Genomic DNA, 20,745 nt, shown 5'->3' with positions numbered 1-20,745 from the left:
GGGCCACGGCGAGATGACCGTGGCCCGCATCAGAGGCCGCTTACTGCGATTTACGTACGCGCAGATACCACTCGGACAGCAGGCGTACCTGCTTCTCGGTATAGCCGCGCTCGACCATGCGTTTGACGAAGTCGTTGTGCTTCTGTTGATCCTCCTTGCTGGCCTTGGCGTTGAAGCTGATGACCGGCAGCAGGTCCTCGGTGTTGGAGAACATCTTCTTCTCGATCACCACCCGCAGTTTCTCGTAGCTGAGCCAGGTCGGATTCTTGCCGTTGTTGTTGGCCCGGGCGCGCAGCACGAAATTGACGATCTCGTTACGGAAATCCTTTGGATTGCTGATGCCGGCCGGCTTCTCGATCTTCTCCAGTTCCTCGTTGAGGGCCACGCGATTGAGGATTTCCCCGGTCTCGGGATCACGGTACTCCTGATCCTGAATCCAGAAGTCGGCGTACAGCACGTAGCGGTCGAAGATGTTCTGGCCGTACTCGCTGTAGGACTCCAGATAAGCAGTCTGGATTTCCTTACCGATGAACTCGATATAGCGCGGCGCCAGGTATTCCTTGATGAAGCGCAGGTAGCGCTCGCGAGTTTCGGCGGGAAACTGTTCCTGCTCAATCTGCTGCTCGAGCACGTAGAGCAGGTGCACCGGGTTGGCGGCTACCTCGTGTGGGTCGAAGTTGAAGACCTTGGAGAGGATCTTGAAGGCAAAGCGGGTCGACAGGCCGTTCATGCCTTCGTCCACGCCGGCTGCGTCGCGGTACTCCTGGATCGACTTGGCCTTGGGGTCGGTGTCCTTGAGGTTCTCGCCGTCGTAGACACGCATCTTCGAGTAAATGTTGGAGTTCTCCGGTTCCTTGAGGCGCGACAGGGTGGAGAACTGGGCGAGCATCTTCAGGGTGTCTGGCGCGCAGTGGGCGTTGGCCAGGGAGCTGCTGACCAGCAGCTTGTCGTAGATCTTGATCTCGTCGCTGACGCGCAGGCAATACGGCACCTTGACGATGTAGATACGGTCGATGAATGCCTCGTTGTTCTTGTTGTTGCGGAAGGTGTGCCACTCCGATTCGTTGGAGTGGGCCAGCAAGATGCCGTTGTAGGGAATGGCGCCCAGCCCTTCGGTGCTGTTGTAGTTGCCTTCCTGGGTGGCGGTGAGCAACGGGTGCAGCACCTTGATCGGCGCCTTGAACATCTCGACGAATTCCATCATGCCCTGGTTGGCCCGGCACAGCGCGCCTGAATAGCTGTAGGCATCGGCATCGTTCTGCGGGAACTCCTCGAGCTTGCGGATATCCACCTTGCCGACCAGGGCGGAGATGTCCTGGTTGTTCTCGTCGCCCGGCTCGGTCTTGGCGATGGCAATCTGGTTGAGGATCGACGGATAGAGCTTCACTACCCGGAACTGGCTGATGTCGCCGCCGAACTCGGCCAGGCGCTTGCTGGCCCAGGGCGACATGATGCTACCCAGGTAGCGGCGGGAAATACCGTAATCCTCTTCGAGGATCGCAGCGTCCTCGGCAGCGTTGAACAGGCCCAGCGGCGATTCGAACACCGGGGAGCCCTTGATAGCGTAGAAGGGCACCTTCTCCATCAGTTGCTTGAGCTTCTCGGCCAGTGAGGATTTACCGCCGCCGACCGGGCCCAGCAGATAGAGGATCTGTTTCTTTTCTTCCAGGCCTTGGGCAGCGTGGCGGAAGTAGGAAACGATCTGCTCGATGCATTCTTCCATGCCGTGGAAGTCGGCAAAGGCGGGATAACGGCGGATCACCTTGTTGGAAAAGATGCGCGACATCCGCGGATTATGGGAAGTATCGAGCAGCTCCGGTTCGCCGATGGCCATCAGCAAGCGCTCGGACGCGCTGGCGTAGGCGCTGCGGTCCTGCTTGCACAGTTCGAGGTACTCCTGCAGCGAGTACTCCTCCTGGCGCGTCGCCTCGAATCGTTGTTGGAAGTGACTGAAAATGCTCATGACTTCACCTCGCTCGATGCTGGGAGCCGGCCGGGATCGGTCGAGCGGGTGCATGCAGACTCGGCGTTCGCGCTGCCGAGATGAATCCCCCAAACACCCCTTGGTCAGTCAGAACCTCATGGTCGGCTGTCCGTCGCATGGCAGGTTGAGGACAGCCGCCTTGCGCATCTCGCGCAAGGCGTATCGGCTGCCTTCTCCCGCCTGACCCTGTATTGCGTGGCTCTGGCTGGCTGCTGAAGGTGAGTACCGATGGCCCGTTCGGCCGGTTGGCCGGCTACCTGAATTGGGATGGCCTAGAACAAGGATAGTTGGTAATCGGCAAGATCAAGGCGCAATTGCCAGGTCAGGCTCCATTGCGGCGCCATAGAGGCAGGTAAACCCAGCAGTGGCGGGGCTTGGCTGGCGAAAAAAAATTATGCGCGAGCGTCTCGGGAGCGCAGGTGAGGTAGCGAGCCGGTTTTATTCCGGCTGGCTGGTTTCGGTGTCCTGCGGGTAGGTGGCGCGCCACAGTTCGAAGCCGCCGTCGAGGCTGTAGACCTCCGAGAAACCCTGGCCAACCAGATAGGCTGCGGCACCCTGACTGGAGTTGCCGTGGTAGCAGGTGACGATCAGCGGAGCATCGAGATCGGCCTTGGCGATGAAGTCGGCCAGCGAGTAGTTGTCCAGGTGCTGGGAGTCGCTGATGTGACCGGCCGCGAAGCTCTGCGGATCGCGGATGTCGACCACCACGGCGCCTTTGTCGCGCAGTGCCTGGGCCTGTTCGGGGGCGATGCGTTTGAACTCGCTCATGCTGCTTCCTCGCTACAGTCGCAGCGATGGTACTCGCCGCTATCGATATTCATCAGGGTCATGCTGCCGCCCCACACGCAGCCCGAATCCAGGGCGAACACGCCGGGCTCATCGCAGTGGCCTTCCAGAGCCGCCCAATGGCCGAAGATGATCTTCTGGTCACGGGTCTTGCGCTGTTTGTGGCTGAACCAGGGCAGGTAGCCGGCCGGCGCGGTGTCGAGGCCTTCCTTGCTCTTCAGGTCCAGGGTGCCGTCGGCCTTGCAGAAGCGCATGCGGGTGAAATAGTTGGTGATCACCCGTAACCGGGCGATGCCCCGCAGCTCCTTGTCCCAGCACGCCGGCTCGTTGCCGTACATGCCGTCGAGGAACATCGGATACAGAGCATCGTCGCGCAGCGCGTTCTCGACTTCGGTGGCGCGGCGCAGTGCCTTGGCCATGTTCCACTGCGGCGGTATGCCGGCGTGTACCAGGGCGGTGTCGCGCTGCTCGTCATAATGCAGCAGCTTCTGCTGGCGCAGCCATTGCAGCAGCTCGTCGCAGTCCGGCGCTTCGAGAATCTCGCGCAGGGTGTCGCCCCGCTTGAGGCACTCGATATTGCGCGCGGCGGCGAGCAGGTGCAGGTCATGATTGCCCAGCACGCAGACCAGCGCCTCGCGCATGCCGTAGAGATAACGCAGGGTTTCCAGAGACGCGGGGCCGCGGTTCACCAGATCGCCGACCAGCCACAGTCGGTCACGGGCCGGGTCGAAGGCCACGCGTTCGAGCAGGCACTGCAGCGGTTTCAGGCAGCCCTGCAGGTCGCCGACGGCATAAGTCGCCATCAGTGCAGGGCGCCTGGCACGGCAAGACGGAAGGGCGCGATCGGTGCATCGAAGCGCTGGCCGTCGTCGGCCAGCATCTGGTAGCTGCCCTGCATGGTGCCGACCTTGGTGGCCATGAGCGTGCCACTGCTGTAGCGATGGCTTTCGCCCGGAGCGATCAGCGGCTGTTCGCCGATCACGCCGGCGCCGCTCACTTCCTGAACCTGGCCATTGCCGTCGGTGATGATCCAGTGGCGTGTCAGCAGCTTGGCCGGCAGCTCGCCGGTGTTGTGGATGGTCACGTCGTAGGCGAAAGCGAAACGGTTCTGCTCGGGTTGCGACTGTTCCGGCAGGTAGCGGGTGACGATGTTGACGTCGATCTGGTAACGAGGGTCGGACATGGGCACTCGATCAATCAGGTGGGCGAAGGCGCGGGTTGCAGGACCAGTTGGTCGGCCAGGCGCACGAAGGACGCCAGATCCAGCTGCTCGGGGCGCAGGCTGCCATCGACGCCGGCTGCCTCGATCTCGCTGGCCGGCAGCAGCGCCTTGAGGGTGTTGCGCAGGGTCTTGCGGCGCTGGTTGAAGGCCTCCCGCACCACGCGCTCGAGCAGGCGATGATCCTTGGCTGGGTGCGGCAGAACCTTGTGCGGTACCAGGCGTACGATGGCCGAGTCGACCTTGGGCGGCGGGTTGAAAGCACCCGGGCCGACGTTGAACAGGTGTTCCACCTGGCAGTGGTACTGCACCATGATCGACAGCCGCCCCCAGTCGCCGCCGCCCGGGCCCGCGGCCAGGCGCTCGACCACTTCCTTTTGCAGCATGAAGTGCATGTCGCGGATCAGATGGGCGTTGTCCAGCAGGTGGAAAATCAGCGGTGTGGAGATGTTGTACGGCAGGTTGCCGACCACCCGCAGGCTGTTGGGCGCTGCCTGCAGACTCGAGAAGTCGAATTTCAGGGCATCGCCCTGGTTCAGTCGAAAGCGCGGCTGGTCGGCGAACTTGGCCTGCAGGATCGGGATCAGGTCCAGATCCAGCTCGATCACGTCCAGTTGGGCGCCACTGTTGAGCAGCCCTTCGGTCAGTGCGCCCTGGCCTGGGCCGATCTCCAACAGGTGCTCGCCCTCGCGGGCATGAATGGCGCGCAGGATACGGTGAATCACCCCGGCGTCATGAAGGAAGTTCTGGCCGAAGCGCTTGCGCGCGCGGTGTTGGTAAGGCTCGGACATCTGAAAAGCAGCTCCAGGCTTCAAGCTGCAAGCATCAAGCAAGCGCGTAAAGCGGTCAGGCGAAAACGCGCAGTTTAGCAGGGAACGCCTGTCGAGCGGCGGCGCTCACCACTCCTGGCCGGTCCTTCAGCGGAGCAGGCGGCTGTGCGCCATCTCATAGGCGGTTTCCAGGGCGACCTGCAGGCTGCCGCAGTCGATGCGCCCGGTACCGGCAAGGTCCAGCGCGGTGCCGTGGTCGACTGAGGTGCGGATGATCGGCAGGCCCAGGGTCACGTTCACCGCTGCGCCGAAACCTTTGTACTTGAGCACCGGCAAACCCTGATCGTGATACATGGCGAGCACGGCGTCGCAATGCTCCAGGTGCTTGGGGGTAAACAGCGTGTCGGCCGGCAGAGGGCCGATCAGCTCCATGCCTTCGCCGCGCAGTTGCTCGAGCGCAGGCTCGATGACTTCGATCTCCTCGCTTCCCAGGTGGCCGCCTTCGCCGGCATGTGGATTAAGGCCGCAGATCAGGATGCGTGGTCTGGCAATGCCGAACTTGTCGCGCAGGTCGGCGTGCAGGATGCGTGTCACGCGCTGCAGGCGCTCGGTGGTGATGGCATCGGCCACGTCTTTGAGCGGCAGGTGGGTGGTGACCAGTGCGACCCGCAGGCCGCGGGTCGCGAGCATCATCACTACCTGGGGCGTGCCGGTCAGGTCAGCGAGAAATTCGGTATGGCCGGAAAAGGCCATACCCGCATCATTGATGATGCCTTTGTGCACCGGCGCGGTGATCATTCCTGCGAAGCTGCCGTTCAGGCATCCTTCGGCGGCGCGCGTCAGGGTCTGCAGCACATAGGCGGCGTTGGCCTTGCTCAACTGACCGGTGACCACCGGCTCGCCCAGCGGCGTATCCCACACGTAGAGGCTGCCGGCTGGCGCGGGCTGAGTAGGGCAATTATCAGGTGCAGTATCGATAAGCTCGATCTGCAGTCCCAGCTCCGCAGCGCGAGCTTGCAGCAGTGCGCGACTGGCGACGCAGATCAGTGCATGGGTCTGCTGCTCGCGGGCGATCAACAGGCAAAGATCCGGACCGATGCCGGCAGGTTCTCCGGGAGTGAGGGCGAAGCGCAGGCTATTGGGCATGATCCGGTCTCGAGGTCGGGCCGCTGATTCTAGGGGCTGTTGCCGTTTCAACGCGAGCCGCGTTGCCGCGAGAAATCTCGCCAGGCGAGGCGGAGGACGCAGGGAATGGCGTTCCCTTTTCAAGTCCTCCAACGACGCCTGGCGAGATTTCTCGCGCAACCCGAAGGGCTCCGGCGCGGCCGTGCGTGAAATGGCAACAGGCCCTAGCCCTGGCAGAAATGAAAAAGCCCGGCGCTGTGCCGGGCTTCGGGGTATTCAAGCTGATTTACAGCTTGATCTCCACATAGGCTTCATCGCGGATCTGACGCAGCCAGGTCTGCAGTTCTTCGTCGTACTTGCGGTTGCGTAGCAGGTTCAGGGCCTGCTGCTCACGCATCTGCTCGCTGCTGTCGGTGGCGCGGCGGCCCATGACCTGCAGCACGTGCCAGCCGAACTGGCTCTTGAACGGCTTGGATACTTCGCCACTGGCGGTGTTGTTCATCACCTCGCGGAATTCTGGCACCAGAGCGTTCGGGTCGATCCAGTTGAGGCTGCCGCCGTTGAGCGCAGAGCCCGGGTCTTCGGAGAAGTTCTTCGCCAGTTCGGCAAAGTCTTCGCCTGCCTGGATGCGCTGGTACAGGCGCTCGGCCAATACTTTGGCCTCGGCGTCGCTGCGGATCTCGCTTGGCTTGATCAGGATGTGCCGCACGTTTACTTCGTCACGTACTGCCGCGGCCTCACCACCACGCTTCTCCAGCACCTTGAGGATGATGAAGCCGCCTGGGGTGCGGATCGGCTCGGTAACGTCGCCCACACTCATGGCGCTGATCATGCTATCAAACGGCTGGGGTAGCTGAGCCGCCTTGCGCCAGCCCATATCACCACCGTCCAGCGCGGTGTCACTGGCCGAGTTGGCTATCGCCAGTTTGGCGAAGTCGCCGCCTTGGCGGGCCTGCTGGTAGATGTCCTGGGCACGACGCTCGGCGGCTTGCAGGGCGTCGGAAGAGGCGTCGTCTTGGATCGGAATGACGATATTGGCCAGGCGGAACTCCTCAGACAACTGCATCTTGCCGAGATCCGAGGCGAGGAAGTTCTTCACTTCCTGCTCGGTCACCTGGATGCGCTCGGCCACACGGCGCTGGCGTACGCGGCTGATGATCATCTCACGAGAGATCTGGTCGCGAGCATCGTTGAAGGACAGGCCGTCCTTCGCCAGGGCGTCGCGGAACTGATCCATGGTCATGCCGTTACGCTGGGCAACGGTAGCCATGGCCTGGTTGAGTTCTTCGTCACTGATGCGGATGCCGGCGCGTTCACCCATCTGCAGCTGGATGTTCTCCAGAATCAGACGATCCAGCACCTGCTGGGTCAGCACGTTGGCCGGCGGCACCTCACCACCACGTTTGGCGATGGTTCGCTGAACATCGCGCACGCGGGCATCGAGTTGGGTTTGCATGATGACGTCGTTATCTACGATCGCCACCACGCGGTTGAGAGGCTGTACATCGGCGTGCGCCGCAGTACCCAGAAACATCGCGCCCAACAGCAGTGGGCGCATGTACTCAGTGAGCTTGTTCTTCACGTTCACGATAACCTTGAATGCCTTGGTCGAGGAATGTCTCAACTTTATTGCCTACTACGCCGCCTAGGCCTTTTAGGACGATCTGCAAGAAGATGCCGCTGTCGGACTCGTCATTACGTGAAGGGTTGAGGCTGACCTCGTTGTAATCGACCCAGTAGCGGTTGATGAGGCGTAGTTTCCAGCAGCAGCTGTCGTATTCGAAGCCTGCGAAGGCTTCCAGAGTACGGTTACGCCCATAATCATACTGCCAGCGCGAGATCAGGCTCCACTGCTGAGCAACCGGCCAGATAACCGAGAAGTCATGCTGACTGATCTTGTAGTAGTCCTTGATGAAGCCCGGGCTACCTTCGGTTCCGTAATCGCTGCCATAGCTCCAGCGGCCTGTGCTCTGGTCGTAGTTGAGAGTGTCGTTGCGATAACGATACCCGGCATTGACGATCTTGCGCGGGTCGTTGGCCGGTTGATAGTGGAACATTGCACTACCGGAGCGAGTGCGGTGGCTGTCCGGATCCCAGTTGAAGTCTGAGGTGAAGCGCCAGTCCTGGTTGTAGCGATACATGTATTCCAGGGCGTAGGGCGATACCGAGGAGGTGGCCTCATCGCGGTCGCGGTAGTCGATGCCAGGCATCTGCACCTTGCGGTCTTCGAAATAGAAGGCTTGGCCGATGCTGAAGCGCTGACGTTCAAAACCATCGGGCTCGATCCAGCGACTGGTTACACCGAGGGAAATCTTGTTCTCATCGCCGATACGATCCTTGCCTGTGAAGCGGTTTTCACGCCACAGCGAGGCGTAGCTGAAGGTGCTTTCGCTGGTATCAAAGACCGGAATATCGGTCTGGTCCTCTTCCGGAACATAGAGGTAGAACAGGCGCGGTTCGAGGGTCTGGCGTGCTTCACGGCCGAACAGCGAGGTCTGGCGGTCGAAGTACAGGCCGCTATCAACGCTGAACATGCCAACACCACGGTTCTGCGTGTTCTTGTATTGCTCGTCTTCCAGCAGCGTGTTCTTGCCCTGCTGATCAATATCCAAGTCATAACTGGTTTGCAGATACTTGATTTGCGGCTTGATAAAGCCCCAGCTCCAGTCTATGGGCAGGTTAACGCCTGGCTCGACATGTAGACGAGTACCATTGGAGCGTGCCAAGCCTTGAATGTTCTCATCGTTCCAAGGCTGTTCAGGGTCGCCATTTTGATTGATGTAGAAACCATCGCGCAGGTCGCGCTCGAAGCGAACCAGTTCGGTTCCATAGGTAAAGTTCAGACCACCAGGCTCCACCGGCAGCTTGCCGTCCAGAGTTATTTGCGGCAGCCGGTTGTAGGGCGTTACGTCGGTAATGGTTGCCAGCTCATAGGCATGGGCGTTAAGCCGGGCTTTAAAGCTGTCCCCGCGCCAGGTCAGGGTGCCACGCTGGTCGACGTAGCTCGATGTGCCGATGCCCAGATCGGTGTTCAGGTCCTGGAAGTAGTAGGGGTCGCTGATGTCGGTGTAGTCGACGTCGGCCAGCAGGCGTTCATTGAGACCCTGTTTGTGCTGCCAGCTGTACATCCAGCGTTGATCTTTGTAGTCCGACTGCAGCTTGCGCTCGTCTTCCTGGTCGTCCAGATAGGCACCTCCGACCTGACCTTCGCTGTTGCGGGTCAGGTAGCGATACTCGCCCTCCATCAGTAGGCCGCGTTTGGCCATGTAGGTCGGGTATAGGGTGGCGTCGAAGTTCGGCGCCAGATTGAAGTAGTAGGGGGTCTGCAGCGTCAGCCCGTTGCTACTAGAGCTGCCGATGCTCGGTGGCAGGAAGCCGGACTGGCGACGGTCGTCAATCGGGAAATAGATATACGGTGTGTAGAACACCGGAACATCCTTGACCCGCAGGGTGACGTTGGTAGCGGTACCGAAACCGGTGGCCGGGTTGAGGGTGATGTTGTTGCCCTTCAGGTACCAGGCGTTGCTGCCTGGTTCGCAGCTGGTATAGGTACCATCCTTGAGGCGGATGATCGCGGTTTCTTCGCGCTTGGCGTAAGCCGCGCTGCCGCGTACGTGTTGAGCGTGCATCACGTACTCGGCGTTGTCGATGCGCGCTTCGCCGTTGTCCAGTTGCAGCTCGCCACGATCACCGACCACCAGGGCGCCCTGGTCGCGCAGGCGAACGTTGCCGACCAGCTCGCCACGGTTTTCGGCCTGGTGCAGGCTGGCTTCGTCGGCCTCGACCTGCATGCCGGCCTGGCGCACCACCACGTCACCGGCGAGGGTCGCGACCTGCTCTTCCTGCTGATAACGCGAAGCCTTGGCCGATACGAACATCGGTGCTTCGCTCATCGGAGTCTTGTCGTTCATGCCCGGACGGGCCGGCTCGATGTAGGCGCCGGAGCAGGCCGGGCCGATCTCTGCCAGCTGGGCGCTGGTCAGCTTCTCGCGCGGTACCCAGTCCAAGTGGCTATAGTCGGCGCTTCGCGAGGCGAGGGCGCGGCCACCCGCTTCGGTCACCAGCGTCGGCTGGGGTTTGCCCTTGGCCGCCGCCGCAGGCGCAGCGGAGCCGCCGGAACTCACTGAGTTGGCGCTATGGTCTGGACGACTTGGCACGTTGGCGTTGCTGGTTTTCGGTGCACAGGCCCAGCCGCCGGTTGGCGATGCCTGGCAGTCGAATTGTTCGGCAGCGGTGGCGAATGGGCTGGCGAAGGGCTGCAGGGCCAACAGGCCACCCGTTACCAGAAGCGGGAATTTCTTGCGAAAAGCGGGGTATTTTACTGCCATCTTGTTTTCCGGGCTTCCTGTGCGCTTTTGGCCCAGGGGCCGCACGCCTCTCGATGGGCTGAAAAAGATGCTGGATAATAAAGCATGACCCGCGCAACGGCTAGCGCCGTCGGAGACCCTTGCAATGCCTGATCACGATGTACGTTTACAACGCCTGAAGCAATGGCTAGCGCCACAACTGCAGGCCCTGTTCGCTACCAATGGCTGGGGCGAGGTACCGGAGGCGGTGCTGCAGCCGGCCAGCAGCGACGCCAGTTTTCGTCGTTATTTCCGCTGGCAGGCGGGCGAGCGCAGCCTGATCGTGATGGACGCGCCGCCGCCCCAGGAGAACTGTCGGCCCTTCGTCGAGGTGGCCAATCTGCTGGCTCGCGCCGATCTGAACGTGCCGCAGATCCATGCGGCGGATCTCGATCAGGGCTTTCTGCTGCTCAGCGATCTGGGACGTCAGACCTACCTGGACGTGATCGACAGCGACAATGCCGACCAGTTGTTCACGCCTGCCATCGATGCCTTGCTGGCCTATCAGCAGTTGCCCATGGACGCCGGTTTGCCGCATTACGACGACGCCCTGCTGCGCCGCGAGCTGCAATTGTTTCCGGATTGGTACGTGGCCCGCGAACTCGGCCTGACTCTCAATGCCGAGCAGCAGGCCGCCTGGCAACGCATCTGCACCCTGTTGATCGACAGCGCTCTGGCACAGCCAAAGGTATTGGTGCACCGCGACTACATGCCGCGCAACCTGATGATCAGCGAGCCCAATCCCGGCGTGCTGGATTTCCAGGATGCTGTCTACGGCCCGGTCACCTACGACATCACCAGTCTGTTCAAGGACGCCTTCCTTAGCTGGCCCCAGGCGCGCGTCCAGGGTTGGTTGGAACGCTATTGGCACAAGGCCGGCGCCGCCGGCGTTCCCGTGCAGGATGATCTGGCGGACTTCCTGCGTGCCAGCGACCTGATGGGCGTACAGCGCCACCTCAAGGTGATCGGCATCTTCGCGCGCATCTGCCACCGCGATGGCAAGCCCCGTTACCTGGCCGACGTGCCGCGTTTCTTTGCCTATATAGAAGCCGTGCTCGCCAGGCGCCCTGAACTAGCCGAGCTCGGCGAGCTGATCGCCCAGCTCAGAGGCGCTGCGGAGGCTGCCCGATGAAGGCGATGATTCTCGCGGCCGGCAAGGGCGAGCGCCTGCGGCCGCTGACGCTGCACACGCCCAAACCGTTGGTGCGGGCTGCTGGCGTGCCGCTGATCGACTACCACGTGCGCGCCCTGGCGCGTGCGGGCTTCAGCGAGCTGGTGGTCAATCACGCCTGGCTCGGCCAGCAGATCGAAGACTACCTGGGCACTGGTGAGCGCTACGGTGTCAGCATTCACTATTCGGCCGAAGGCGAGCCGCTGGAAACCGGCGGCGGTATCTTCAAGGCGCTGCCACTGCTCGGTGACGAGCCGTTCGTGGTGGTCAACGGCGATATCTTCACCGACTACGATTTTTCGGCTCTGCGCCGGTCGTTCGACGCCAAGGCTCACCTGGTGCTTGTGGATAACCCGGCCCACCACCCGGAGGGCGACTTCCGCCTTCAAGAAGGCCGGGTGGCGGATGCCGTAGCCGGTAACGCCAGCCTGACCTACAGCGGCATCGCCGTGCTCGATCCTGCATTATTCGCTGGCTGCCAGCTCGGCGCGTTCAAACTGGCACCTTTGCTACGGGCGGCGATGGCCGAGCAGCAGGTGAGCGGCGAACGCTTCACTGGCCGTTGGGTGGATGTCGGCACCCACGAGCGCCTGGCTGAGGTGGAATCGCTGCTGCAGGGTGAGCGCTGATATGTACTGGCCGCTGACGTTGGTGGGGGCGCTGGCCGGCTTCGCCCTGGCGAGCATTCCCGGTCTGCTGCTTGGTGGCTTGCTTGGCCAGGTTCTGGATCGCCGCCTGGGCTTGCGTGGCTGGAAAACACTAGGCGAGCAACTGGTCGGCAAGCGCGCTGTCGCTGACGGTAACCTGCTGTTCGTCATGCTCGGTCGTCTGGCCAAGAGCGATGGTTGGGTGCAGCAGGCGCACATCCGCCAGGCCCGCGCCGAGATGCAGCGCCTGGCGTTGGGCGATGCCGGAAGGGCGGCGGCCATCGAAGCCTTCTCGCGGGGCAAGACCGGCCAGGACAACCTGCGTGGCCCGCTGCTGCGGCGCCGTGGCGAGGCACAGGAACTGCTGCGTGCCTGCTGGCGCATGGCCTGGGCCGACGGCAAGGTGGGCCAGGCCGAACGCGAGCTGATCCTGCTATGGGGCAAGTGGCTGGGGGTCGCCGTCGAAGCGCAAGAGGCATTCAGCGACGCCTATTCACCGCGCCGTGGTCCGCCGGCCGCGGCTGCGGACAGCTATCAGCAGGCCCTGCGCCTGCTCGGTGTGTCGGCTGACAGCGAGGTGCAGCAGATCAAGAAGGCTTATCGACGCCTGCTCAGTCGTCACCATCCCGACAAGCTGGCGGGCAGCGGTGCGGCCCCGGAAAAGGTGCGCGAGGCCACGGAGGCGACCCGCGAACTGCACAACGCCTATGCGCTGATCCGCCAGCGCCGCGGCTTCCGCTAAGCGTCTCGGCGGCTACTTGGCGCCGCCGGCATGCTTGTCCAGCCAGCCACGCAGGCGACGGAACAGCTGCTCCTGAGCGACATCCGGGTTGCCTGGCATGGCGTCCAGGGCAATCTGTACCAGTTCAGGCTGTTTTTGCCGTTGACTGAGCTGCTTGCGCCCCAGGGCGGCCTGCCGCGCGGCTGCCGTGTCGCGGTAATAGAAGTCGCCGACCTTGGCAGTGAGCTGCCCCAGCAGATCATTGAACGGCGCGTCGAAGCCCTCCGGCTGACTCACATCGACCAGCACCAGATGGCGTACGTTGGCGGGTTTGCGCTCGGCGATATAGCGCGCCGCCCAGTAGGCGCCGCTGCCGTTGCCGAGCAGCACCACGACCTTGGCCTGCTGCTGACTGGCGAAAGCGATGCCAGCATCGATACGGGCGAATACTCGCTCGACGTGTGCGGCGCGGGCTGCTTCGGCGTCAGGCGGTGGTGCTTGTGTGGCTGGCTCCGGCGCAGCGGGTTCCGGCGCCTTTTCGGCAGCGGGCTCGGTAGCTTTGCTGTCACCGCTGGCCGGTGCCTCTGGTTTACGCACCGGCAGATTGGCGCCCTGCGGATCTGGCAGGGTCAGGCTCAGGCTGTGCCAGCCGGCGTCCGGAATCTTGCGGCGCACTGGTCCGACGGTCGGCGGCGCGTCGGCGCTTTCATCGTCGCCTGGCACGAGAATCACCGCGCCCATGGGGGCCGGGTCGTTGGCGGGCCGCCAGAGGGCAAGAAAGGTGGTGCCGGCAGCGTCGAGCTGCTGCTGTTCGCTGGCTGCCAGCTGGCGTTCCAGGGCCGAGGCTTCCAGATCGCTGCGCTCGGCAAGTGGCGCGCGCTGCTCGGCTTTGGCCGCGTTCTTGTCGGCAGCATCGGCAGGTGGGCTTTGTTCGGCGTGCGCTGCCAGCGCGCTGGCCAGCAGGGTCAGAAACAGGGCGTAGCGGGGTAGGTGGCGAAGGCGCGTCATGGCAAGGCCTGGAAGTATTCGATGCAAGGCAGCCTAATCACTTGTCGTGGATTTGTCAGATCCTGATGGTGCTTAATGCGGCCAGTGCCGTCCCGTGTTCAGCATGGTGGCTTCCGATTCGTTTCTGGTGTTCGTGCATGATCCTGCGTTGGCTGTTTCTTCTGATCCTGAGCATCCCCGCCACGCTGTGGGCGGATGAGCCGCCAGTGGCACCGGCGAGGATCTTCGACGCCGCCCAGCAGCAGTGGCTCGCCGCCAACCCGGTGCTGCGTGCAGGCGTGGTGTTACAGCCGCCCTATGCTCAGCTCGACCGCCGCCTGCATCGTTTGACCGGCGCCAACGTGGAGATCGTCAATACCCTTGCCGCGCAGATGGGCACGCAGGTGCGCTGGCGCACCTTCCAGACGCCTGAGGAGCTGGAGCAGGCGCTGCGTAGCGATCAGATCGACCTGGCTTCGGGGCTCAGCCAGACACCAGCCGGCCTGCGCCACTGGCTGTTTTCCGACCCTTTTCTGCGCGTTTCGAACCTGGTGATCGGCGAGCGCGATGGCGGCGGCGCGGTCGATCTGGAGCAGCTCGATGGTCGTGCACCGGTCGCCCTGAAAGGCTCCGATGCTGTGCTCGACTACCTGCGCAGCAACTACCCAAGGCTCAAGCTGGACGTCACCGCCACGCCACGCCAGGCGCTGCAGCGGGTGGTCAATCAGCAGGCCAGCTATGCGGTGCTCGACGAAGCCCAGCTGGGCCGGCTGTCCCGCGAGCCGGAGTTCCTCGGCTTGGCCATCGTCGGTGATATCGGCTTTCCGCAGCTGCTGCGCGTGGCCACTCGGCGCGATAGGTCGGAGCTAGCAGGCATCGTTGATGTCGCCTTGCGCAGCGTTTCGGCGCGGGAGCTGGATGACTTGCACAATCGCTGGCTGCCGCCCAGCTACCTGCAGCAGGAAAGCTCGGCGAGTTTCTGGCGGGCGAGCAGTCTGTTGCTTGGCCTGCTGCTGGTGTTTGCCCTGCTTCTGGCGTGGTGGCTGCGGCGCCAGCGCGACACCCTGGAGTTTCGCCTGCTGGCCGCGCGCCATGAGGTGGAGCTGCGCGAGATTGCCCGCGACGCCTTGCGCCTGTCGCAGTTCTCCATCGACAACAGCACGGTCGGCATCCTCTGGGTCAACTGGGACAGCCACGTGCGCTACGCCAACCAGGCTGCGGAGGCGATGCTCGGCTACCGCAGCGGCGCGCTGGTGGACCGACCACTGAGCGATTTCGAGCCGGGCATGAGCATGGACCGCTGGCTCGAATTGTGGCGCCTGGCACGTAAAGGGGACGAGCGCCCTCCGAGTTTCGAGACCGAATGCCTGCGCGCCGATGGCAGCCGTCTGCCGGTCGACGTGTCGCTGAGCTTTTTGCAGTACCGCGATACCGAGTACCTGGTGGTGTTCATCACCGATGTCACCGATCGCCGCCGCGCCCTGGCCGCGCTGCAGGAGAGCGAGGCGCGTCTGCAGGGCATTGCCGCCAACGTGCCGGGCGTAGTGTTTCGCCTGGAACGGACGCGGCCCGGTGATCCGGCGCTGTTTGCTTTTATCGGCGAAGGCAGCGAGAGCCTGGTCGGCTATCGTGCGGCGACCCTGCTGGCGCCCGATCACGGCCTGCGCAGCCTCGTGCACCCGGACGACAAGGCCGACTACCACCGCGTGCAGGACCAGGCCTTCGACAGCGACAGCGACTGGCACTGGCAGGGCCGCATGCTTACCCACACAGGGGATTCGCGCTGGGTCGATATCAAGGCCATGGCCCGGCGCCTGGCCGATGGCCGGGTGATCTGGGACGGCGTGGTCTGGGACATCAGCGATAACAAGCGCAACGAACTGGCGCTGGCCGAATCCCAGGCGCGCCTGCGCGATCTGTCTGCGCACCTGGAAAGCGTGCGCGAGGAAGAGAAGGCGCGCATCGCCCGCGAGGTGCACGACGAGCTGGGTCAGGTGCTCACCGTGCTCAAGCTGGAAACCTCGATGTGCGAGCTGGGCTTCGCCGACCTCGACCCCGGCCTGCGCGAGCGGCTGGACAACATGAAGAAGCTGATCGCCAACCTGTTCCAGCTGGTGCGTGATGTGGCCACCGCCCTGCGCCCGCCGATTCTGGATGCCGGTATCGCCTCGGCCATCGAATGGCAGGCGCGGCGTTTCGAAGCGCGCACGCAGCTGCCCTGCCTGGTCGAGGTGCCCGAACACGTGCCGCCGCTGAGCGACGCCAAGGCCACCGGGTTGTTTCGCATCCTTCAGGAGTCGCTGACCAACGTCATGCGCCACGCCCATGCGCACACGGTGACGGTGCGTCTGGAGCTGCAGGGCGACAGCCTGTGCCTGTCGATCAGTGACGATGGGCGGGGTTTCGACCCGGCCGGCGTGCGCGCCGACTCCTTCGGCCTGGTCGGCATGCGTGAGCGTGTGCTGATGCTCGGCGGACAATTGAACCTCGACAGCCGGCCTGGCGAAGGTACTCTGTTGCGCGTGCGGGTGCCGCTGAGCGAGTGCGACCCGATGATCGAACAGAGGCCAAACGCGTGATCCGAGTACTGGTAGCCGAAGACCACACCATCGTCCGCGAGGGCATCAAGCAGTTGATCGGCATGGCCCGCGACCTGCAGGTGGTCGGCGAAGCGAGCAACGGCGAGCAGTTGCTGGAAACCCTGCGGCACACGTCGTGCGAGGTGGTGCTGCTGGATATCTCCATGCCTGGCGTCAACGGCCTGGAGGCGATTCCGCGGATTCGCGCGTTGAGCCAGGCTCCGGCGATTCTGGTGCTGTCGATGCACGACGAGGCGCAGATGGCCGCCCGTGCCCTGAAGATCGGTGCGGCGGGTTATGCCACCAAGGACAGCGACCCGGCATTGCTGCTCACCGCGATCCGCAAGGTCGCTGGCGGCGGGCGCTATATCGACCCCGAGCTGGCCGATCGCATGGTCTTCGAGGTCGGCCTGACCGACTCCCGACCGCCCCACGCGCTGCTCTCCGAGCGCGAGTTTTCGGTGTTCGAGCGTCTGGTGCAGGGCGAGGGCGTCAACGAGATCGCCGCCCATTTGGCACTCAGCAGCAAGACCATCAGCACCCACAAGGCGCGTCTGATGCAGAAGCTCAATCTGCATTCGGTGGCCGATCTGGTGCGCTACGCGGTCGAGCACAAGCTGATCTGAGCACGCCTCATATCCATTCGCGACATGCTCTGCTGCGCGGCACTGCATGCTGCCGTCACCGTAGCGCCGATACTTACCCAATCGCGACATCGCTGTAGGGATTGCCCTACAAGCGCCTTTCCGCCTGCCTTATAGCAAAGTGTCAGCACGCCCGATTTCCAGGTTCTAACGCCGGTTCTAGTCTTGGGGCACGGTAGAACAACAGGCAGGTGCGGTGATGGGCGACACTTCTTCGAGCGACATCCTGGTCAGCTTTCGTGGCGTGCAGAAGAGCTACGACGGCGAGAACCTGATCGTCAAAGATCTCAATCTGGATATTCGCAAGGGCGAGTTCCTGACCCTGCTCGGGCCGTCCGGCTCCGGCAAGACCACCAGCCTGATGATGCTGGCCGGCTTCGAGACGCCCACCGCCGGTGAGATCACCCTGGCCGGCAAGCGCCTGAACAACGTGCCACCGCACAAGCGCGACATCGGCATGGTGTTCCAGAACTACGCCCTGTTCCCGCACATGACGGTGGCCGAGAACCTGGCCTTCCCGCTCAGCGTGCGCGGCATGAGCAAGGCCGACGTCGGCGAGAAGGTCAAACGCTCCCTGTCCATGGTGCAGCTGGACGCCTTCGCCGGCCGTTACCCGGCGCAGCTCTCCGGTGGCCAGCAGCAGCGTGTAGCCCTGGCTCGCGCCCTGGTGTTCGAACCGCAGCTGGTGCTGATGGACGAGCCGCTCGGCGCGCTCGACAAGCAGCTGCGCGAACACATGCAGATGGAGATCAAGCACATCCACCAGCGCTTGGGCGTGACCGTGGTCTATGTGACCCACGACCAGAGCGAAGCGCTGACCATGTCCGACCGCGTTGCCGTGTTCCACCAGGGCGAGATCCAGCAGATCGCCCCGCCGCGCGATCTCTACGAGTCGCCGCGCAACACCTTCGTGGCGCAGTTCATCGGCGAGAACAACCGCTTCGCCGGCGAACTCGTCGAGCGTACGGGCGACACCTGCACCGTACAGCTGGGCCGGGGCGAGAAGGTCCAGGCCCTGGCCGTCAACGTCGGCCAACCGGGTGATGCCGTGAGCCTGTCGATCCGCCCGGAGCGCATTCGTCTCAATACCGCCGCCGAGGGCTGCGACAACCGCTTCTCCGGCCGCGTATCGGAATTCATCTACCTGGGCGACCACGTGCGCGTGCGCCTGGAGGTCTGTGGCAAGACCGACTTCTTCGTCAAACAGCCGATTGCCGAGCTCGATCCCGGGCTCGCGGTCGGTGATGTGATCCCGCTCGGCTGGCAGGTCGAGCACGTTCGCGCCCTCGATCCGCTGTCGGCGGAATGATCGGCGTTTTGCGCTTTACCACAGCACTTGGAGCCAACATAAAAATGTCGAAGATATTCTCCCTTTCCGCGCTGACACTGGGCCTGGTTTGCGCTGCACAGGTTCACGCTGCAGACCTCACCGTCATCAACTTCGGTGGCGCCAACAAGGACGCCCAGGTCAAGGCCTACTACCAGCCGTGGGAAGCGGCCGGTAACGGCAAGATCATCGCCGGCGAGTACAACGGTGAGATGGCCAAGGTCAAAGCCATGGTCGACACCAACAGCGTGTCCTGGGACCTGGTCGAGGTCGAGTCCCCCGAACTGGCCCGTGGTTGCGACGAAGACCTGTTCGAAGAGATCGACTACGCGGTAGTCGGCGACAAGAAAGCCCTGGTGCCGGGCGCGGCGTCGATGTGCGGCGTCGGCTTCTTCGTCTGGTCGACCGTCATGGCCTACAACGCCGACAAGCTGAGCACCGCGCCGACCAGCTGGGCGGATTTCTGGGACGTGAAGAAATTCCCGGGCAAGCGCGGCCTGCGCAAGGGCGCCAAGTACACCCTCGAGTTCGCCCTGATGGCCGACGGCGTCGCGCCGAAAGACGTCTACAAGGTACTGGCGAGCAAGGACGGCCAGGAGCGCGCGTTCAAGAAACTCGACGAACTCAAGCCGTACATCCAGTGGTGGGAAGCCGGTGCTCAGCCGCCGCAGTACCTCGCTTCCGGTGACGTGGTCATGAGCTCGGCCTACAACGGCCGCATCGCTGCCACCCAGAAAGAGGGCAGCAGCCTGAAAGTGGTATGGGACGGTGGCATCTACGACTTCGACGCCTGGGCCATCCCGAGGGGCGCGAAGAACAAGGACGAGGCCATGAAGTTCATCGCCTACACCCTGCAGGCGGAAAACCAGAAGACCTATTCGGAAAACATCGCCTACGGCCCGGTGAATCCGAAAGCTGTCGACCTGCTCGACGCCAAGGTCGCCGCCGACCTGCCGACCGCTCCGCAGAACATCGCCAACCAGGTGGCCATGGACGTGACCTTCTGGGCCGACTTCGGCGAAGTGCTGGAGCAGCGTTTCAACGCCTGGGCCGCCAAGTAACGGCGCGCAGCGGGGCAGGGCGTGAGCGCCTTGCCCCTTCGCTTCACGGAGCGCTGGCGTATCGGCGCCCCGGCTTTACCCCCGAATTCTTATTGGCTTCACCGGAGTTATCCCCATGGCCCTAGCAGTGCCCAATGCCGAGGTCGCCGGCCCTACGCTCAAGCAGCGGCTGGCGCGCGCCGAGCGGATGAATCGCCTGAAATCCCAGGCCCTGATCCTGCCGTTGGTGCTGTTTCTCGTCTTCACCTTTCTGGTGCCGATCGTGGCGCTGCTCAACCGCAGCGTGGATAACCCGGACGTGGTCGGCTCGCTGCCGCGCACCGTCGAAGCCATCGACAGCTGGGACGGCCGCGGCCTGCCCGAAGAGCCGGTCTACAAGGCGCTGGCGCTGGACCTGGCCGACGCCCGCGAACAACAGAAGCTGGGCGATCTGTCCAAGCGCCTGAACATGGAGCTGGCCGGCTACCGCAGCCTGCTGGCCAAGACCGGCCGCTCGCTGCCGTTCGAAGCCGAGCCTGCTTCCTACAAGGATGCGCTGGAATCCTTCGACGAGCGCTGGGGCGACCCTGCCTACTGGCAGGTGATTCGCCGCAACAGCAGCTCGTGGACGTCCTACTACCTGCTCGCTGCGCTGGATCATCGCGTCGACGACTCCGGCGCCGTGGTCAAGACCACCCCGGACCAGGCAATCTATCTCGACATCTTCGCCCGCACCTTCTGGATGGGCGCGGTGATCACCGCCATCTGCCTGGCGCTGGCCTATCCGCTGGCGTATCTCTTGGCCAACCTGCCGACCCGCCAGGGCAACCTGCTGATGATCATGGTGCTGCTGCCGTTCTGGACCTCGATCCTGGTGCGCGTGGCGGCGTGGATCGTGCTGCTGCAGTCCGGCGGGCTGATCAACACGGCGCTGATCAAGCTGGGGCTGATCGACCAGCCGCTGGAGCTGGTGTTCAACCGCGCCGGGGTGTACATCTCCATGGTGCACATCATGCTGCCGTTCATGATCCTGCCGATCTACAGCGTCATGAAAGGCATTTCGCCGACCTACATGCGCGCCGCGATTTCCCTGGGCTGTCACCCGTTCGCCAGCTTCTGGCGGGTGTACTTCCCGCAGACCCTGGCCGGTGTTGGTGCCGGTTGCCTGCTGGTGTTCATCCTGTCCATCGGCTACTACATCACGCCTGCGCTGCTCGGCAGCCCGAGCGACCAGATGGTCAGCTACTTCGTCGCCTTCTACACCAACACCACCATCAACTGGGGCATGGCCACCGCGCTGGGCGGCTTGCTGCTGGTCGCCACGCTGCTGCTCTACGTGGTGTACAGCTGGTTGGTGGGTGCGGGTCGGTTGCGTCTGGGTTAACGAACGGAGATTAGA

Annotated in this window: 17 protein-coding genes; 8 read left to right on the top strand and 9 right to left on the bottom strand. The window is 63.3% G+C overall.

Features of this window, described 5'->3' with window-relative positions:
• Positions 1 to 40 precede the first annotated feature (40 nt).
• The 8 genes from PVA39_RS22790 to PVA39_RS22755 all read right to left on the bottom strand — a co-directional run bounded on the left by PVA39_RS22790 (position 41) and on the right by PVA39_RS22755 (position 10,212).
• Positions 41 to 1,963 carry a PrkA family serine protein kinase gene (locus PVA39_RS22790; protein ID WP_147177460.1) on the bottom strand — a complete coding sequence of 641 codons (1,923 nt, stop codon included), beginning with the start codon at positions 1,961 to 1,963 and terminating at the stop codon, positions 41 to 43.
• 459 nt (positions 1,964 to 2,422) lie between these two features.
• Positions 2,423 to 2,752 carry a thiosulfate sulfurtransferase GlpE gene (glpE, locus tag PVA39_RS22785; protein WP_013793028.1) on the bottom strand — a complete coding sequence of 110 codons (330 nt, stop codon included), beginning with the start codon at positions 2,750 to 2,752 and terminating at the stop codon, positions 2,423 to 2,425.
• Positions 2,749 to 3,573, bottom strand: a complete 825-nt coding sequence (locus PVA39_RS22780; RefSeq protein ID WP_274126012.1) for a symmetrical bis(5'-nucleosyl)-tetraphosphatase — start codon at positions 3,571 to 3,573, stop codon at positions 2,749 to 2,751. Before PVA39_RS22780 ends, glpE begins: the two co-directional genes overlap by 4 nt.
• Positions 3,573 to 3,953, bottom strand: a complete 381-nt coding sequence (gene apaG / locus PVA39_RS22775; RefSeq protein WP_274126011.1) for a Co2+/Mg2+ efflux protein ApaG — start codon at positions 3,951 to 3,953, stop codon at positions 3,573 to 3,575. Before apaG ends, PVA39_RS22780 begins: the two co-directional genes overlap by 1 nt.
• 14 nt (positions 3,954 to 3,967) lie before the next feature.
• Entirely contained in the window at positions 3,968 to 4,780 is an 813-nt protein-coding gene (rsmA, locus tag PVA39_RS22770) for a 16S rRNA (adenine(1518)-N(6)/adenine(1519)-N(6))-dimethyltransferase RsmA (protein ID WP_274126010.1), read from the bottom strand.
• A 126-nt stretch (positions 4,781 to 4,906) separates the two neighbouring features.
• Positions 4,907 to 5,905: a 4-hydroxythreonine-4-phosphate dehydrogenase PdxA gene (pdxA, locus tag PVA39_RS22765; RefSeq protein WP_274126009.1), complete on the bottom strand. Its 999-nt coding sequence runs from the start codon at positions 5,903 to 5,905 to the stop codon at positions 4,907 to 4,909.
• Between the two features lie 265 nt (positions 5,906 to 6,170).
• A complete protein-coding gene (locus tag PVA39_RS22760; RefSeq protein ID WP_443201006.1) occupies positions 6,171 to 7,442 on the bottom strand; it encodes a peptidylprolyl isomerase in 1,272 nt (423 codons plus the stop codon).
• A 4-nt stretch (positions 7,443 to 7,446) separates the two neighbouring features.
• Complete coding sequence (locus PVA39_RS22755) at positions 7,447 to 10,212, bottom strand: LPS-assembly protein LptD (protein ID WP_274126007.1); 2,766 nt, start codon at positions 10,210 to 10,212, stop codon at positions 7,447 to 7,449.
• A 124-nt stretch (positions 10,213 to 10,336) separates the two neighbouring features.
• Between PVA39_RS22755 and PVA39_RS22750 the strand changes: the two genes are divergently transcribed.
• Genes PVA39_RS22750 through PVA39_RS22740 form a run of 3 tightly spaced genes read left to right on the top strand, consistent with a single transcriptional unit; the run spans position 10,337 to position 12,790 of the window.
• Positions 10,337 to 11,362, top strand: coding sequence for an aminoglycoside phosphotransferase family protein (locus tag PVA39_RS22750; protein ID WP_274126006.1), 1,026 nt, complete (start codon positions 10,337 to 10,339; stop codon positions 11,360 to 11,362).
• Complete coding sequence (murU, locus tag PVA39_RS22745; RefSeq protein ID WP_274126005.1) at positions 11,359 to 12,030, top strand: N-acetylmuramate alpha-1-phosphate uridylyltransferase MurU; 672 nt, start codon at positions 11,359 to 11,361, stop codon at positions 12,028 to 12,030. The genes PVA39_RS22750 and murU overlap by 4 nt, the downstream gene beginning before the upstream one ends.
• A gap of 1 nt (position 12,031) precedes the next feature.
• Positions 12,032 to 12,790, top strand: a complete 759-nt coding sequence (locus PVA39_RS22740) for a DnaJ domain-containing protein (protein ID WP_274126004.1) — start codon at positions 12,032 to 12,034, stop codon at positions 12,788 to 12,790.
• Between the two features lie 12 nt (positions 12,791 to 12,802).
• On the opposite strand, the gene PVA39_RS22735 is transcribed toward PVA39_RS22740, so the two are convergent.
• Complete coding sequence (locus PVA39_RS22735; protein WP_274126003.1) at positions 12,803 to 13,777, bottom strand: alpha/beta hydrolase family protein; 975 nt, start codon at positions 13,775 to 13,777, stop codon at positions 12,803 to 12,805.
• 137 nt (positions 13,778 to 13,914) lie between these two features.
• Here PVA39_RS22735 and PVA39_RS22730 point away from each other — a divergent pair, with 137 nt between their 5' ends.
• From PVA39_RS22730 to PVA39_RS22710, 5 genes are all read left to right on the top strand, one after another.
• Positions 13,915 to 16,335, top strand: coding sequence for a PAS domain-containing sensor histidine kinase (locus tag PVA39_RS22730; RefSeq protein WP_274126002.1), 2,421 nt, complete (start codon positions 13,915 to 13,917; stop codon positions 16,333 to 16,335).
• Positions 16,332 to 16,961: a response regulator gene (locus PVA39_RS22725; RefSeq protein ID WP_274126001.1), complete on the top strand. Its 630-nt coding sequence runs from the start codon at positions 16,332 to 16,334 to the stop codon at positions 16,959 to 16,961. Before PVA39_RS22730 ends, PVA39_RS22725 begins: the two co-directional genes overlap by 4 nt.
• Before the next feature lie 217 nt (positions 16,962 to 17,178).
• Positions 17,179 to 18,288 carry an ABC transporter ATP-binding protein gene (locus tag PVA39_RS22720; protein WP_027909741.1) on the top strand — a complete coding sequence of 370 codons (1,110 nt, stop codon included), beginning with the start codon at positions 17,179 to 17,181 and terminating at the stop codon, positions 18,286 to 18,288.
• Between the two features lie 44 nt (positions 18,289 to 18,332).
• Positions 18,333 to 19,367 (top strand): ABC transporter substrate-binding protein, encoded by a 1,035-nt coding sequence (locus PVA39_RS22715; protein ID WP_274125999.1) that lies wholly within the window; start codon positions 18,333 to 18,335, stop codon positions 19,365 to 19,367.
• Between the two features lie 115 nt (positions 19,368 to 19,482).
• A complete protein-coding gene (locus PVA39_RS22710) occupies positions 19,483 to 20,730 on the top strand; it encodes an ABC transporter permease (RefSeq protein ID WP_093507256.1) in 1,248 nt (415 codons plus the stop codon).
• Positions 20,731 to 20,745: the final 15 nt, after the last annotated feature.

Origin of the sequence: Pseudomonas sp. CNPSo 3701, from assembly GCF_028674975.1 — a bacterium.
GTDB classification, from domain to species: Bacteria; Pseudomonadota; Gammaproteobacteria; order Pseudomonadales; family Pseudomonadaceae; genus Aquipseudomonas; species Aquipseudomonas straminea.
Note: the sequence above shows the minus strand (reverse complement) of the source record. Positions and strands in the feature narration are given on the sequence as shown.